A 14095-nucleotide genomic window follows, 5' to 3' on the forward strand; every position below is an offset into this window, starting at 1 on the left:
ATGGCCCTGCCCTCATTGAGTCTTTCCCTGCAGTTCGGCGCGCTGGCCGATGCCGCCCTCCACCGCGCCGCGCTGCCGCGCCACACCGTCGCCCGCTGCATCCGGCACGCGCTGGAGGCCGACGCCGAGATCACCGTGCGCATCGTGGATGCCGAAGAAGGCCAGGCCCTGAACCGCGACTACCGCGGCAAGGACTACGCCACCAACGTGCTGACCTTCGACTACGCAACCGACCCCCTGGTGATGGCCGATCTGGTGCTCTGCGCGCCGGTGGTGGCGCGCGAGGCGAAAGAGCTGAAGAAACCGCTCGCCGAACACTACGCCCACCTGCTGGTGCACGGCACCCTGCACGCGCAGGGCTGGGACCACGAGACCAGCGAGGCCGACGCCGAAGCGATGGAAGCGCGCGAGACGGCGATCCTGGCCGGGCTGGGGCAGCCCGACCCTTACGCGACCTGAGTGGCGCGCAGCCCCTGGGCCTCGATCTCCACCAGCAACTCGCTGCGGCAGACGTCGGCCTGCAGGTACAGGGTTTCGGCACCGGCCACGCGCCCGGCCATCACGGCCCTCACCGCGCCCAGGTCGGCCGCGTGGCGGATGTAGACCCGGTAGCTCAGGTCGGCGAGCGCAAAAGCCCCCTGGGGGCTGAGGCGCCGCGCCTCGGCCAGCACGGCCTCGATGTTGTCCAGGCTCTCGCGGGTCTGCGCCACCACGTCGCCCAGGTGCACGCTCTGGTGCCCGACGATGCTCGCCGTGCCGGAAATGAACAGCAGTTCCTGTCCCGGCGGATAGACCAGGGCCGCGCGTGAAAAAGTCGGGCTGCGCGGCCCGTACTCGCCGGGATAGAGAAAGGCGCTGACCTGGCGCGGGTTCTCCACCGGCACGGCCGGCGTGGACCCGGCCAGAAAGGCCACCGACAACGGGCCCGAGCGCACCCCCAGGGCACAGGCGGCCGGCACCCGGCCCACCACGCAACGCGACGCGCCCTCGAACGCCTGGGCGCGGCCCTGGTTGAACTGCCGGTAACGCTCCAGGCCCTGTTGGTCCTGGTTGATGTCGGCCATGTAGTTCCAGAGCCGCCACAGGTGCGGCAGGCCCTGCGCGTCGAGCAGGCGAAAGAGGCGCGCATACGCGGCTTCGCTGGCGGCCTGCAGGCCGACGTCGAGGCTTTCGTCGATCTCGATCACGCCAAACAGCTGATCGCCCTGGCGCCGCCAGCGGATGCCCTCGCTCTCGCCCGCCAGGGGCGGACTGTCCACCAGCCAGGCCTCGTGCCACGGTGTGCTGCCCGCGCCCAGCAGGGGCGCGCGCAGCGGCTGCAGGGGCCAGTCCGGCCTTGCTCCGCTCCAGGGCTCCCCCACCAGGCTAGCGCCCAGCACATGGCCGGCAGCGACGGGGTTCGCGGAAGAATGAAAAATCAGGGGCATGCCATTCAGTTCATGTTCAAGGGAATCGTCACCGGGCCATCGTTGACCAGGTGCACCTGCATGTCGGCGCCAAACCGCCCGGTCTGCACCACCGGGTGCTGCGCCCGAGCCGCTTCGACAAAGCGGTCGTACAGCGCCTCGCCCAGGGCTGGCGGCGCGGCGGCGGAGAAACCGGGCCGGTTGCCACTCTTGGTGTCGGCCGCCAGGGTGAACTGGCTCACGATCAGCAGGCCACCACCCACGTCCTGCAGGCTGCGGTTCATCTTGCCCTGATCGTCGGAAAAAATGCGCAGCTTCAGGATCTTGGCCAGCAGTTTGTCACCCACGGCCGGGGTGTCGTCCGGCTCGGCGCACACCAGCACCAGCAGTCCGGCGCCGATCTGGCCCACCGTTTCACCCACGATCACCACGCGGGCTTCGCTCACGCGTTGCAACAGGGCGATCAAATCAAATCCTTGGGGTCGTCGAAGTGGGCTTCCACATCGCTGGGCAACAACTGGATCGACGCGCGCAAGCCGGGCACGGCGCTCATCAGCGCTTGTTCGACGCTGGCGCGAACGGCCGCGGACCGCCCCAGCGACCAGCTCGCGGGCATGTGCATGTGCATGTCCACAAAGCGGCGCTGGCCGGCCTTGCGGGTACTGACATGGTCAAAACGGATGATGGACGCTTCGTCGCGCTGGCTCGCGAAACCATCGAGCGTCTGCTGAATGGTGGCCATGACCTCGGGCTCCACCGCTTCGTCCATCAGCCCCTGCGACGAACGCCACATCAGATGAAAACCCTCCTTCAGGATGTTCAGCGCCACGCCGATGGCGACCACCGGATCGAGCCAGAGCCAGCCGGTGAAGTGCACCAGCGCGATGCCGACCACCACGCCGGCCGAGGTCCAGACGTCGGTGATCAGGTGTTTGGCATCGGCTTCCAGTGCGATGGACCGGTGCTGTTTCGCCGCACGGAACATCACCCAGGCCAGCAGCCCGTTGAGCGCCGAACTGGCCACCGACAGCGCCAGACCCCAGCCCACCTGCTCGATGGGTTGCGGGTCGAGCAATCGGTGCACCGCCGTCCAGACGATGCCCAGCGCCGCCACAATGATCAGGATGCCCTCGAAGCCGGACGAAAAATACTCGGCCTTGTGGTGACCATAAGGGTGGTCTTCGTCGGCCGGGCGGGCGGCGATGGTCACCATCACGAGGCCGAACATGGCGCTGGCCAGGTTGACCAGCGACTCCATCGCGTCCGAGAGCAGCCCCACCGAATCGGTGACCACCCAGGCCAGGGTCTTGAGCGTGATGGTGATGAGCGCCACCACCACGGACGCCATGAGCAGGCGCCGGGGCGTGAGAAATCGGGAGTCCAGAATCATCCGGACATTGTCGCCGAGGCGCACGGGCGTTCCGAGCCGCCCAAGAGCAGGCCCCGATGGCCTCAGGCTGTAACCAGCGGGTTCCCTTTCGGTGCCAGAATGACTCAACAGCGTGCCCCCATGAACCCACCAGCCACCTCCCCCACCCCTCCCGACGCGCCCGCCAGCTTCTGGATCGGCGAGACCGACGCCTGGCTGCTGGCCGAGGGCAAACACCTGCGGCCCTGGCAGAAACTGGGCGCCCACACCACCGAGATGGACGGCGTGGCGGGTGCCGCGTTCGCGGTCTGGGCGCCCCATGCGCGCCATGTGGGCCTGACCGGTGACTTCAACGGCTGGCAGCCCCAGCCGATGCGGTTTCGCCCCGAGTGCGGCGTCTGGGAGCTGTTCGTGCCCGGCGCCGGCGTGGGCGCCTGGTACAAGTTCGATGTGCAGGGCGCCGACGGCCGGCATGTGATGAAGACCGACCCCTACGCGCGTGAAACCGAGCTCCCCCCGGGCAACGCCGCGCGCGTGTGCGAACCGCTGCGGGCCGCACCGGCGCCGGCCGCGACCCACACCCGCCCCGCCGTGCCCATGGCCATCTACGAAGTGCACCCCGGTTCGTGGAAGCGCCCCGAGGGGCCGCACACCCTGCCGACCTGGGACGACCTCGCCACCCACCTCGTGCCCTACGCCGCCGGCCTGGGCTTCACCCACCTGGAACTGCTGCCCGTCAGCGAACACCCGTTCTACGCCTCCTGGGGCTACCAGCCCACCGGCCTGTACTCGCCCACCGCGCGCCACGGCTCGCCCGAGGCGTTCCGCCGCTTTGTTGACACCGCACACGCCGCCGGCCTGAAGATCATCCTGGACTGGGTGCCCGCCCACTTCCCCACCGACGAACACGCGCTGGCCCGCTTCGACGGCACGGCGCTGTACGAACACGCTGACCCGCGAGAAGGTTTCCACCGCGACTGGAACACGCTGATCTACAACTTCGGCCGCTTCGAGGTGCGCAACTTCCTGGTCGGCAACGCGCTGTTCTGGGTCGAGCAGTACGGCATCGACGGCCTGCGCGTGGATGCGGTCGCCTCCATGCTCTACCGCGACTACAGCCGCCCGGCCGGCGAGTGGGTGCCCAACCGCGACGGCGGACGCGAGAACTACGAGGCCATCGCCTTCCTGCGCGAGGTGCACGAGGTGCTGCAGCGCGAAGCCCCCCAGGCCACCACCATCGCCGAAGAATCCACCGCCTTCCCGCGCGTGACCGGCGCCGTGGCCGAAGGCGGCCTGGGCTTCGACCACAAATGGAACATGGGCTGGATGCACGACACCCTGGCCTATTTTTCGATGAACCCGGTGCACCGCCGCTGGCACCACAACAAGCTCACCTTCGCGATGATGTACGCCTGGAGCGAAGACTATTGCCTGCCACTCTCACACGATGAAGTGGTGCACGGCAAGGGTTCGCTGCTCGGCAAGATGGCCGGCGACCGCTGGCAGCAGCTCGCCAACCTGCGCGCGCTCTACGCCTGGATGTACGCGCACCCCGGCAAGAAGCTGCTCTTCATGGGCGCCGAACTGGCCCAGCCCACCGAGTGGGACCACGACAGCGAACTGCCCTGGCACCTGCTGGGCGACCCGGCCCACGCCGGCGTGCAGCGCCTGGTGGGCGACCTCAACCAGGCTTACCGCACACAACCGGCGCTGCACGCGCGCGACACCGACCCGCACAGCTTCCAGTGGCTGGTGGTGGACGATGCCGAACACTCGGTGCTCGCCTTCGCGCGCTATGGCATGCAGCTCGAAGACACCGTGGTGGTGATCGCCAACCTCACGCCCATGGTGCGCCACGGCTACCGCGTGGGCCTGCCCCACGCCGGCCGCTGGCAAGAGCAGCTCAACACCGATTCGACCCACTACGGTGGCAGCAACGTGGGCAACCACGGCAACGTGCTGGCCGAAGACGTGCCCATGCACGGCCAGCACTGGTCGGCGGCGTTCACGCTGCCGCCACTGGCGGTGTTGTGGCTGAAGCCTGAGTCCACGAGAACATGAACCCGACCCAACTCGCCCCGGCATGGGGTGCGCACCTGCACGAGCAAAACGGGCACAGCGGCGTGCGCTTCGCGGTCTGGGCACCGCAGGCCGAAGGCCTTGAGGTGTGCCTGTTTGATACCGCAACCGGCCCGGAGACACAGCGCATCGTGCTGGCCAATGCCGGCAACGGCGTCTGGCAGGCCTTCGTGCCGGGCCTGAGCGCCGGCCAGCTGTATGGCCTGCGTGCGCACGGCCCCTGGGCGCCGGAAGCCGGCCACCGCTTCAACCCGGCGCGGCTGCTGCTCGATCCCTGGGCCCTGGCCCTGGTGGGCCGTACCGAACGGCTGGCGCTGCAGGCCGGCCACACGGTGGCCGACCCGCTGAAACCCGACCAGCCCTGGGCTGAGCACCAGCCCGACCCGCAGGACAATGCCGCGGCCATGCCGAAATGCGTGGTGCTGGATGTCCAGGCCGAACTCGACGCCGGACACGCCATCGCGCCGCGCCCGGTGATCGCCGGCGAGCGGGTGTTCATCTACGAAGCCCACGTGAAGGCGCTGACCCGGCGGCACCCCGAGGTGCCCGAAGCGCAGCGCGGCAGCTACGCCGCACTCGCCCACCCGGCCGTGACCGCCCACCTGCAGCGCCTGGGCATCACCACCGTCTGCCTGCTGCCGGTGCACCAGCACATCAGCGAGCGCCACCTGCTGGCGCGCGGTCTGGTCAACCACTGGGGTTACAACACGCTCAACGCCTTTGCGCCCGAACCCGGCTACGCGGCCGCCACCGGCGGTAACGATCCGGCCAACGCCGATCAGGCCACGGCGTTGCGCGCCGAGTTCCGCCAGATGGTGGACGCGCTGCACCGCGCCGGCATCGAGGTCGTGCTCGACGTGGTGTTCAACCACACCGCCGAGAGCGACCTCGACGGCCCCACGCTCAGCTGGCGCGGCCTCGGCCAGAACGCCTGGTATGCGATGGGCGAACACGGCGTGCCGCACAATTTCAGCGGCTGCGGCAACAGCCTCAGCGTGAGCGAGCCGCGCGTGGCCCAGTGGGTCATGGACAGCCTGCGCTGGTGGGTTCAGGCCTACGGTGTGGACGGGTTCCGCTTCGACCTCGCCGTGTCGCTCGGTCGCGTCGCCGCGCTCGGTCACGCCTTCCACCCGCACGCACCGCTGCTCACTGCCATGCAGCAAGACCCGGTGCTGCGCAGCGTGCGCCTGATCGCCGAGCCCTGGGACATCGGCCCCAACGGCTACCACTGCGGCGGCTTTGCGCCCGGCTGGCTGGAGTGGAACGACCGCTTCCGCGACGGCGTGCGCGCCTTCTGGCTCGGCCACCACGCCTCCCTGGGCGAGTTCGCCAGCCGCATCTGCGCCAGCAGCGACACGTTCAACCACCAGGGCCGACGGCCCGAAGCCAGCGTCAACCTGCTCACCGCGCACGACGGCTTCACCCTGGCCGACCTCACCGCCTACACGCACAAACACAATGCCCTCAACGGGGAAGACAACCGCGACGGCCACAACCACAACCTCAGCGCCAACGCTGGCGTCGAAGGCGCCAGCGACGACCCGCGGGTGCAGCGCCGGCGCGGTCTCTGGCGCCGCGCCCTGCTCGCCACGCTCCTCTGCGCCCAGGGCACACCGCAGCTGCTGGCCGGCGACGAACTCGGCCACAGCCAGCAGGGCAACAACAACAGCTACAGCCAGGACAACCCGCTCACCTGGCTCGATTGGCCGCAGGCCGACCGCGAGCTCACCGACTTCGTGTCGGGCCTCGCCGCGCTGCGCCGACAGCACCCTGGCCTGCGCCATGCGCAATGGTTCAAGGGTCAGCCGCTCACAGTCGGTGGGCCGGCCGATATCACCTGGCTGCACGGCGATGGCGCAACGATGCGCAACGACGCCTGGCACACCAGCCAGCACTGCACCCTCGGCGCGATGATCACCGTGGGCGAAGACGGCCAGCCACCCGCAGAACGCCTGCTGCTGCTCTGGCACGCAGGCCGTGGCCGCACCACCATGGCCCTGCCCCCCGGCGACTGGTCGCTGCGGCTGGACAGCGCCCGCGCCTTCGTGGCCCTCAACAGGGCCGCCGGCGAGCCCGTCAGCGGCCCGCTGCACTGTGCCGAGCCCCGGGTCTGCGTGCTGGTCCAGAGTTTGCAAGGCGGATGACAGCTCCACCGCATCACGCCATGAACCACCACCCCAGCGACCTCCTCGCGCGCCGCAGCTGCGGCGTGCTGCTGCACATCACCAGTCTGCCCGGCCCCCACGGCTCGGGCGACCTGGGCACTGCCGCGCGCCACTTTGTCGACTGGCTGGCCTCGGCCGGTCAGTCGCTCTGGCAGATCCTGCCGCTTTCGCCGGCCGGCCCGGGCAACTCGCCCTACCAGAGCGTTTCGGCCTTCGCCGGCAGTCCGCTGATGGTGGACCTGGACGACCTCGTGCACCTGGGCTGGTTGCCCTGGATGGCGCGCAAGGGCTTTGACCACCACCATTGCGATTTCGAACGCGTCGCGCCCTACCGCATGGCCTGCCTGCGCAAGGCCTGGGACGGCTTCAGCCAGCGCGCCACCGATGTCTGCCGCGAGGCCCTGGCCGCGTTCTGCGCCGAACAGGCCCATTGGCTCGACGACTACGCCCTCTTCATGGTGCTCGACGAACGCCATGGCGGCCCCTGGTCGCTCTGGCCGGAGCCGCTGGCCCGGCGCGAGCCCAGCGCGCTGGACCTGGTGCGTGAGCAGTCGGTGCACGCACTGGGTTTCTGGCGCTTCGTGCAGTGGCGCTTCTGGGTCCAGTGGCAGAACCTGCGCAGCTATGCGCGCGAACGCGGTGTGCAGATGGTGGGCGACGCGCCGATCTTCGTCGCGCACCACAGCGCCGACGTCTGGGCCCACGCCGACCAGTTCCTGCTCGACGAGCAGATGGAGCCCGCCGTGGTGGCCGGCGTGCCACCCGACTATTTCAGCGCCACCGGCCAGCGCTGGGGCAACCCGCTCTACAACTGGGAAGCCATGGCACACCGCGGTTACCGCTGGTGGAAAGAGCGGCTGGCCCACCTGCTTCAGCAGGTCGACGTGGTGCGGCTGGACCACTTCCGCGGCTTCGAGGCGCACTGGGAAATCCCGGCCAGCGAACCCACCGCCGTGGCCGGCCAGTGGCAACCCGGCCCCGGGCTGGCGTTCTTCAGGGCCATCGAGGACGAGCTGGGTCAGCTGCCCATCATTGCCGAAGATCTGGGCCTGATCACGCCCGAAGTGACCGCGCTGCGCGAGGCCTGCGGCTTCCCGGGCATGCGCATCCTGCAGTTCGCCTTTGGCAGCGGCCCGGCCAACCCCTACCTGCCGCACAACCTGGAACGCCACACCGTGGCCTACACCGGCACGCACGACAACGAAACCACCGTGGGCTGGTGGAACAGCGCGATGGCCGGCGAAAAGACCTCAGCCCGCGCCTACCTGGGCCACTGCGTGGACACCGAGCCCAACTGGACCCTGATCAACGCCTTGTCCATGTCGGTCGCCAACACCCTGGTGATACCGTTCCAGGACGTTCTGGGCCTGGGCACCCGGCACCGCATGAACACGCCCGGCCTCGCCACCGGCTGCTGGGAGTGGCGCTTCGACTGGAGCCAGGTGAACCACGAACCCGCCGAGCGGCTGGCCGCCATGACCCGCGCCCACGGCCGCTGGAGGCTGGAATGACCCCCCCTGCGCCGCTGCGCGGCTTCCCCCCAGGGGGACGCACCCTTTGGCCCGGCGAAGCCGGTTCTTCGGGTGCCTTGGGTGGGACACGCTCGCCGGAGAGGCGCTGGCTTGCCCTCACAACGCGCCTGGCGCACTGTATTGACCTGAACTTCCCCGCCTTTCAACACCACAGGAGACACGCATGGAAAAGCCCAACCCCCAGCAACTGGCCAAACGCACCATCGCCCTCGTGCTCGCTGGCGGGCGCGGCTCGCGCCTGCATGCCCTGACCGATCGCCGGGCCAAGCCGGCGGTCTATTTCGGCGGCAAGTTCCGCATCATCGACTTCGCCCTCTCCAACTGCCTGAACTCCGGCGTGCGGCGCATCGGCGTGCTCACGCAGTACAAGTCGCACAGCCTGTTGCGCCACCTGCAGCGCGGCTGGAGCTTCCTGCGCAACGAGTTCAACGAATTCATCGACCTGCTGCCGGCCCAGCAGCGCATGGGCGACGAGAGCTGGTACCTCGGCACGGCCGATGCGGTCTACCAGAACCTGGACATCCTCCGGGCCCACAAGCCGGAATACATCCTGGTGCTCGCGGGCGACCACATCTACAAGATGGACTACGCCGAGCTGATCGCCGACCACGTGGCGCAGGGCCGGAAGTGCACGGTGGGCTGCATCGAGGTGCCGGTGGCCGAAGCGAGCGCCTTTGGCGTGATGGCCATCGACGACCAGCGCCGCATCGTCGAATTCCTCGAAAAACCGGCGCAGCCGCCGTCGATGCCCGGCAAGCCCGGGGTGGCCCTGGCCAGCATGGGCATCTATGTGTTCAACGCGGACCACCTCTTCGAAGCCCTCAAGACCGACGCCGAGACGGCGGGCTCCAGCCGCGACTTCGGCAAGGACCTGATCCCCGCCATGGTGGCCGCCGGGGAGGCGGTGGCGCACCCGTTCGGCATGTCCTGCGTGAAAAGCGCACCCGAGGCACCCGCCTACTGGCGCGACGTCGGCACGGTGGACGCCTACTGGGCCGCCAACCTCGACCTCACCAACATGATCCCCGAGCTCGACATGTACGACCGCGAGTGGCCGATCTGGACCTACCAGGAACAGCTGGCGCCGGCCAAGTTCGTCTTCGACGACGAGGGCCGCCGCGGCATGGCGGTGGACTCGCTGGTCTCGGGCGGTTGCATCATCTCGGGCGCCCACGTGCGGCGCTCGGTGCTGTTCTCCAAGGTCCGCCTGCACTCCTACGCCAGCGTCGAGGAGGCGGTGCTGCTGCCCGAAGTCGACGTGGGCCGCAACTGCCAGCTGCGCAAGGTGGTGATCGACAACGGCTGCGTCATCCCCGACAGCATGCAGATCGGCTTCGATGCCGCGGAGGACGCGCGCCGTTTCTTCCGCACCGACAGCGGCGTGGTGCTCGTCACCAGGGACATGCTCGAAAAACTGGCATGAAGTCACCCAAAGTTCTCTACGTCTGCTCCGAGGTCTACCCGCTGCTCAAGACCGGCGGGCTGGCCGATGTGAGTGCGGGTCTGCCGCCGGCACTGGCGGCCGCGGGTGCCGACGTGCGCCTGTTGCTGCCCGCCTTCCCGTCCATCGTGGCGGGTGTGACGCCGGAAGGCCCGGCGCTGCTGGTGCCCGCGGGCGGCGCGCCCGGCCTGCCCGGGGATCTGGGTCCTCGGCCCGACACCGCGGCCGGCCCCGCGCCCTGGCTGCAGGCCGGGCGCATGGGCGCGAATGGCCAGCCGGTGCTGCTGCTGCACGCGCCCGGCCTGTTCGACCGTGGCGGCAACCCCTACCTCGACGCCAGCGGCCAGCCCTGGCCCGACAGCGCGCAGCAGTTCGCCTGGCTGGGCTGGGCCGCGGCCCTGCTCGGCACCGGTCTGGACCCCACCTGGTGCCCCGACGTGGTGCATGGCCACGACTGGCACACCGGCCTGGCCTTCGCCTACCTGCACCAGCTTCCCCCTTCCGGGCAGCGCCGGCCGGCCACGGTTTTCACCATCCACAACCTGGCCTACCAGGGCGTGTTCGACGCTGCCCTGCGCGGCCCCCTGGGCCTGCCCGACGCGCTGTTCCACCTCGACGGGCTCGAATTCCACGGCCACCTGTCCTTCATGAAGGCCGGGCTGCAGTACAGCGACGCCATCACAACGGTCAGCCCCACCTACGCCCGCGAGATCACCGGTCCCGAACAGGGTTGCGGGCTCGACGGGGTGCTGCGCGCGCGCCAGGCGGTGCTGAGCGGCATCCTCAACGGCGTGGACGACGCGGTCTGGAACCCGGAAGCGGACCCGCTGGTCAAGCCCGGCTTCAGCGCCACGCGCCTGGCTGGCAAAGCCAAAGCCAAGGCCCGGTTGCAAAAGAGCCTCGGCCTGGAGAAACGGCCGGACGCCCTGCTGTTCGCCGTTGTCAGCCGCCTCACCGAACAGAAGGGCCTGCACCTGTTGCCCGCCGTGGTCGACGAACTGGTGCAGCGCGGTGGCCAGCTCGCCGTGCTGGGCGCGGGCGATGCCGCCATCGAAGCCGCACTGCAGGACTGCGTGGCGCGCCACCCGGGCCAGGTCGCCCTGCGCGTGGGCTACGACGAAGCGCTGGCGCACGGCATCATCGCCGGCGCCGACGTGATCCTGCTGCCCTCGCGCTTCGAACCCTGCGGCCTGACCCAGCTCTACGGTCTGCGCTACGGCACGCTGCCGCTGGTGCGCGCCGTGGGCGGCCTGGCCGACACGGTGACCGACTGCAGCCTCGAAAACCTGGACGACGGCAGCGCCAGCGGCTTCGTGTTCCACGAGCTGACCGTGACCGATCTGTCGTCCGCGCTGCGGCGCGCCTTTGCCCTGCAGCGCCGCCCGGCCGACTGGCTGGCCGTGCAGCGCCACGCCATGGCGCTGCGCTTCGACTGGGCCCGCGCCGCCAGCGACTACCTGCGGGTCTACGAAACCGCTCTGGGCCCCACCACCGATGGCACGCGTTCTGCTTGAACCCGAAACGCCGCCCCTCCCGCTCGCTCACGACCTGCCGACACCACCGCCATGCCCAACGCCCTGCTCACACCCCCCAGCGGCATCACCACCGCGCCGTTCGAATACGACCACCTGGACAACACCGTCGACGCGCTGCGCAAGTCGATCGCCAACCGGCTGGTCTACGCGGTCGGCAAAGACCTGCGCTCGGCCACCCGGCGCGACTGGCTGTTTGCCCTGTTCCACGCCGTGCGCGACCGCACCATGGACCGCTGGCGCGAAACCCTGGCCACGGCGCAGGACAGCGACGCCAAGCGCGTGTATTACCTCTCGCTGGAGTTCCTGACCGGCCGTGCGCTGACCAACGCCTTGTTGTCGGTGGGCATCTACGACGCCGCCAAGGAAGCCTGCACCCAGCTCGGTGCCGACTTTGATGCGCTCATCGACCTCGAAACCGACGCCGGCCTGGGCAACGGCGGCCTGGGCCGGCTCGCGGCCTGTTTCCTCGACTCCATGGCCACCGTGGGCCTGCCCGGCATGGGCTACGGCATCCGCTACGACTTCGGCATGTTCGCGCAGCGCATCGTCGACGGCCGCCAGGTCGAAGAGCCCGACTACTGGCTGGTCAACGGCAACCCCTGGGAGTTCATGCGACCCGAGTTCAGCTACCCCGTCCAGTTCGGCGGCCGTCTGGTGCAGGAAGGTGACCACGTGCGCTGGGTCGACACCGACGACGTGATCGCCACCGCCTACGACAGCGGCGTGCCCGGTCACGAGCTCAGCAGCGTGTCGACCCTGCGCCTGTGGACCGCGCGCGCCACCAGCGGCATCAACCTCGACGCCTTCAACAAGGGCGACTACATGCGCGCCGTCGAGGCCAAGAACGAGTCGGAAAACGTCTCGCGCGTGCTCTACCCCGACGACAGCACCGAACACGGCAAGGAACTGCGCCTGCGCCAGGAGTACTTCTTCGTCAGCGCCTCGCTGCAGGACATCGTGCGCCGCTACCTGAAGGATCATGGCAGCTTCGACCAACTGGCCGACAAGGTGGCGATCCACCTGAACGACACCCACCCCGCTCTGGCCGTGCCCGAGCTGATGCGCATCCTGGTGGACGAGCACCGGCTCGACTGGGACAGCGCCTGGGACCTGTGCCAGCGCATCTTCAGCTACACCAACCACACGCTGATGCAGGAGGCGCTGGAGACCTGGCCGGTGGACCTGATGGGCCGCTTGCTGCCGCGCCACGTGCGCATCATCTACGACCTGAACGCGCGTTTCCTGGCCGAAGTGCACGACCGCTTCCCTGGCGACAACGAGCTGCTGCGCCGCGTTTCGCTGATCGACGAACGCGGCCAGCGCCGCGTGCGCATGGCTTCGCTCTCGGTGCTGGCCAGCCACAAGGTCAACGGCGTGTCGGCCCTGCACAGCAACCTGATGGTGGAGACCATCTTCGCCGACTTCGCCAAGATCTGGCCCGAACGCTTCTGCAACAAGACCAACGGCATCACGCCGCGGCGCTGGCTCTCGCAGGCCAACCGGCCGCTGTCGGCCCTGATCGATGCGCGCATCGGCGGCACCTGGCGCAGAAACCTCGATGAGCTCGCGAAGCTGCGCGAGTTCGCCAGCGACCCCGAATTCCAGAGCGCCTTCCGCCTCGCCAAGGCGCAGAACAAGAAGCGCCTGGCCGAACGCATCGCGCAGGAAACCGGCGTGATCGTCAGTCCCGAGAGCCTGTTCGACGTGCAGATCAAGCGCATGCACGAGTACAAGCGCCAGTTGCTCAACGTGCTGCACGTGGTCACGCGATACCAGCAGATCCTCGCCCACCCCAACGCCAACTGGGTGCCGCGCACCGTGATCTTCGGTGGCAAGGCGGCCTCGGCCTACTACATGGCCAAGCTGGTGATCAAGCTGATCAACGACGTGGCACGCACGGTCAACAACGACAAGCGCATCGGCGACAAGCTCAAGGTGGTGTTCATGCCGAACTACCGCGTGTCGCTGGCCGAGGTCATCATCCCCGCGGCCGACCTGTCGGAGCAGATCTCCACCGCCGGCACCGAGGCCTCGGGCACCGGCAACATGAAGTTCGCGCTCAACGGCGCGCTCACCATCGGCACCTGGGACGGCGCCAACATCGAGATCGCCGAGAACGTCGGCCTCGATCACATCTTCATCTTCGGTCTGCGCACCGAGCAGGTGGCGGCCTTGCGCGCCAGCGGCTACAACCCGCGCCGCTACTACGACCACAACTACGACCTGAAGACCGCCATCGACCGCATCGCCGAAGGCGCCTTCAGCCCGGAAGAGCCCGGCCGTTTCCACGACATCACGCGCACGCTGCTTGAATCCGACTACTACCTGCTGCTGGCCGACTACGGCGACTACCTGGCGGCGCAGGGCAAGGTGGACGAACTCTACCGCCGCCCCACCGAGTGGACGCGCCACGCCATCATGAACGTGGCCGGCATGGGCACCTTCTCGTCGGACCGCACGATCCGCGAGTACGCCGACCAGATCTGGAACGTGAAGCCGCTGTTTGAGTAGATCGCCTTGCGGTCCGCGCCCAGGTCGGCACGGATCGGGGCTGCGCCGCTGCGGGGG

The 14095-nt window shown here is 69.0% G+C and carries 10 protein-coding genes; 7 read left to right on the forward strand and 3 right to left on the reverse strand.

Annotation, left to right across the window (positions count from 1 at the left end):
• Positions 1 to 459, forward strand: coding sequence for an rRNA maturation RNase YbeY (ybeY, locus tag ACN5W5_RS05835; RefSeq protein ID WP_420047618.1), 459 nt, complete (start codon positions 1 to 3; stop codon positions 457 to 459).
• Here the strand turns inward: ybeY and ACN5W5_RS05840 are convergent.
• Genes ACN5W5_RS05840 through ACN5W5_RS05850 form a run of 3 tightly spaced genes read right to left on the reverse strand, consistent with a single transcriptional unit; the run spans position 447 to position 2796 of the window.
• Positions 447 to 1427, reverse strand: a complete 981-nt coding sequence (locus tag ACN5W5_RS05840) for a hypothetical protein (protein ID WP_420047619.1) — start codon at positions 1425 to 1427, stop codon at positions 447 to 449. The two genes, ybeY and ACN5W5_RS05840, sit on opposite strands and share 13 nt — an antisense overlap.
• A 5-nt stretch (positions 1428 to 1432) precedes the next feature.
• On the reverse strand, positions 1433 to 1873 hold the full coding sequence (gene dtd / locus ACN5W5_RS05845; protein WP_420047620.1) for a D-aminoacyl-tRNA deacylase: 441 nt from the start codon (positions 1871 to 1873) through the stop codon (positions 1433 to 1435).
• Positions 1870 to 2796 carry a cation diffusion facilitator family transporter gene (locus ACN5W5_RS05850; RefSeq protein WP_420047621.1) on the reverse strand — a complete coding sequence of 309 codons (927 nt, stop codon included), beginning with the start codon at positions 2794 to 2796 and terminating at the stop codon, positions 1870 to 1872. Before ACN5W5_RS05850 ends, dtd begins: the two co-directional genes overlap by 4 nt.
• A 120-nt stretch (positions 2797 to 2916) precedes the next feature.
• On the opposite strand from ACN5W5_RS05850, the gene glgB reads away from it, so the two are divergent.
• The 6 genes from glgB to ACN5W5_RS05880 all read left to right on the forward strand — a co-directional run bounded on the left by glgB (position 2917) and on the right by ACN5W5_RS05880 (position 14038).
• On the forward strand, positions 2917 to 4836 hold the full coding sequence (gene glgB / locus ACN5W5_RS05855) for a 1,4-alpha-glucan branching protein GlgB (RefSeq protein WP_420047622.1): 1920 nt from the start codon (positions 2917 to 2919) through the stop codon (positions 4834 to 4836).
• A complete protein-coding gene (gene glgX, locus ACN5W5_RS05860) occupies positions 4833 to 6998 on the forward strand; it encodes a glycogen debranching protein GlgX (RefSeq protein WP_420047623.1) in 2166 nt (721 codons plus the stop codon). The genes glgB and glgX overlap by 4 nt, the downstream gene beginning before the upstream one ends.
• Before the next feature lie 20 nt (positions 6999 to 7018).
• On the forward strand, positions 7019 to 8530 hold the full coding sequence (gene malQ, locus ACN5W5_RS05865; protein ID WP_420047624.1) for a 4-alpha-glucanotransferase: 1512 nt from the start codon (positions 7019 to 7021) through the stop codon (positions 8528 to 8530).
• 184 nt (positions 8531 to 8714) lie between these two features.
• A complete protein-coding gene (gene glgC / locus ACN5W5_RS05870) occupies positions 8715 to 9974 on the forward strand; it encodes a glucose-1-phosphate adenylyltransferase (protein ID WP_420047625.1) in 1260 nt (419 codons plus the stop codon).
• On the forward strand, positions 9971 to 11506 hold the full coding sequence (gene glgA / locus ACN5W5_RS05875; RefSeq protein ID WP_420047626.1) for a glycogen synthase GlgA: 1536 nt from the start codon (positions 9971 to 9973) through the stop codon (positions 11504 to 11506). Before glgC ends, glgA begins: the two co-directional genes overlap by 4 nt.
• A gap of 51 nt (positions 11507 to 11557) precedes the next feature.
• Positions 11558 to 14038 carry a glycogen/starch/alpha-glucan phosphorylase gene (locus ACN5W5_RS05880; RefSeq protein WP_420047627.1) on the forward strand — a complete coding sequence of 827 codons (2481 nt, stop codon included), beginning with the start codon at positions 11558 to 11560 and terminating at the stop codon, positions 14036 to 14038.
• Positions 14039 to 14095: the final 57 nt, after the last annotated feature.

This window comes from Hydrogenophaga sp. ZJX-1 (assembly GCF_048590325.1).
Taxonomy (GTDB): Bacteria; Pseudomonadota; Gammaproteobacteria; order Burkholderiales; family Burkholderiaceae_C; genus Hydrogenophaga.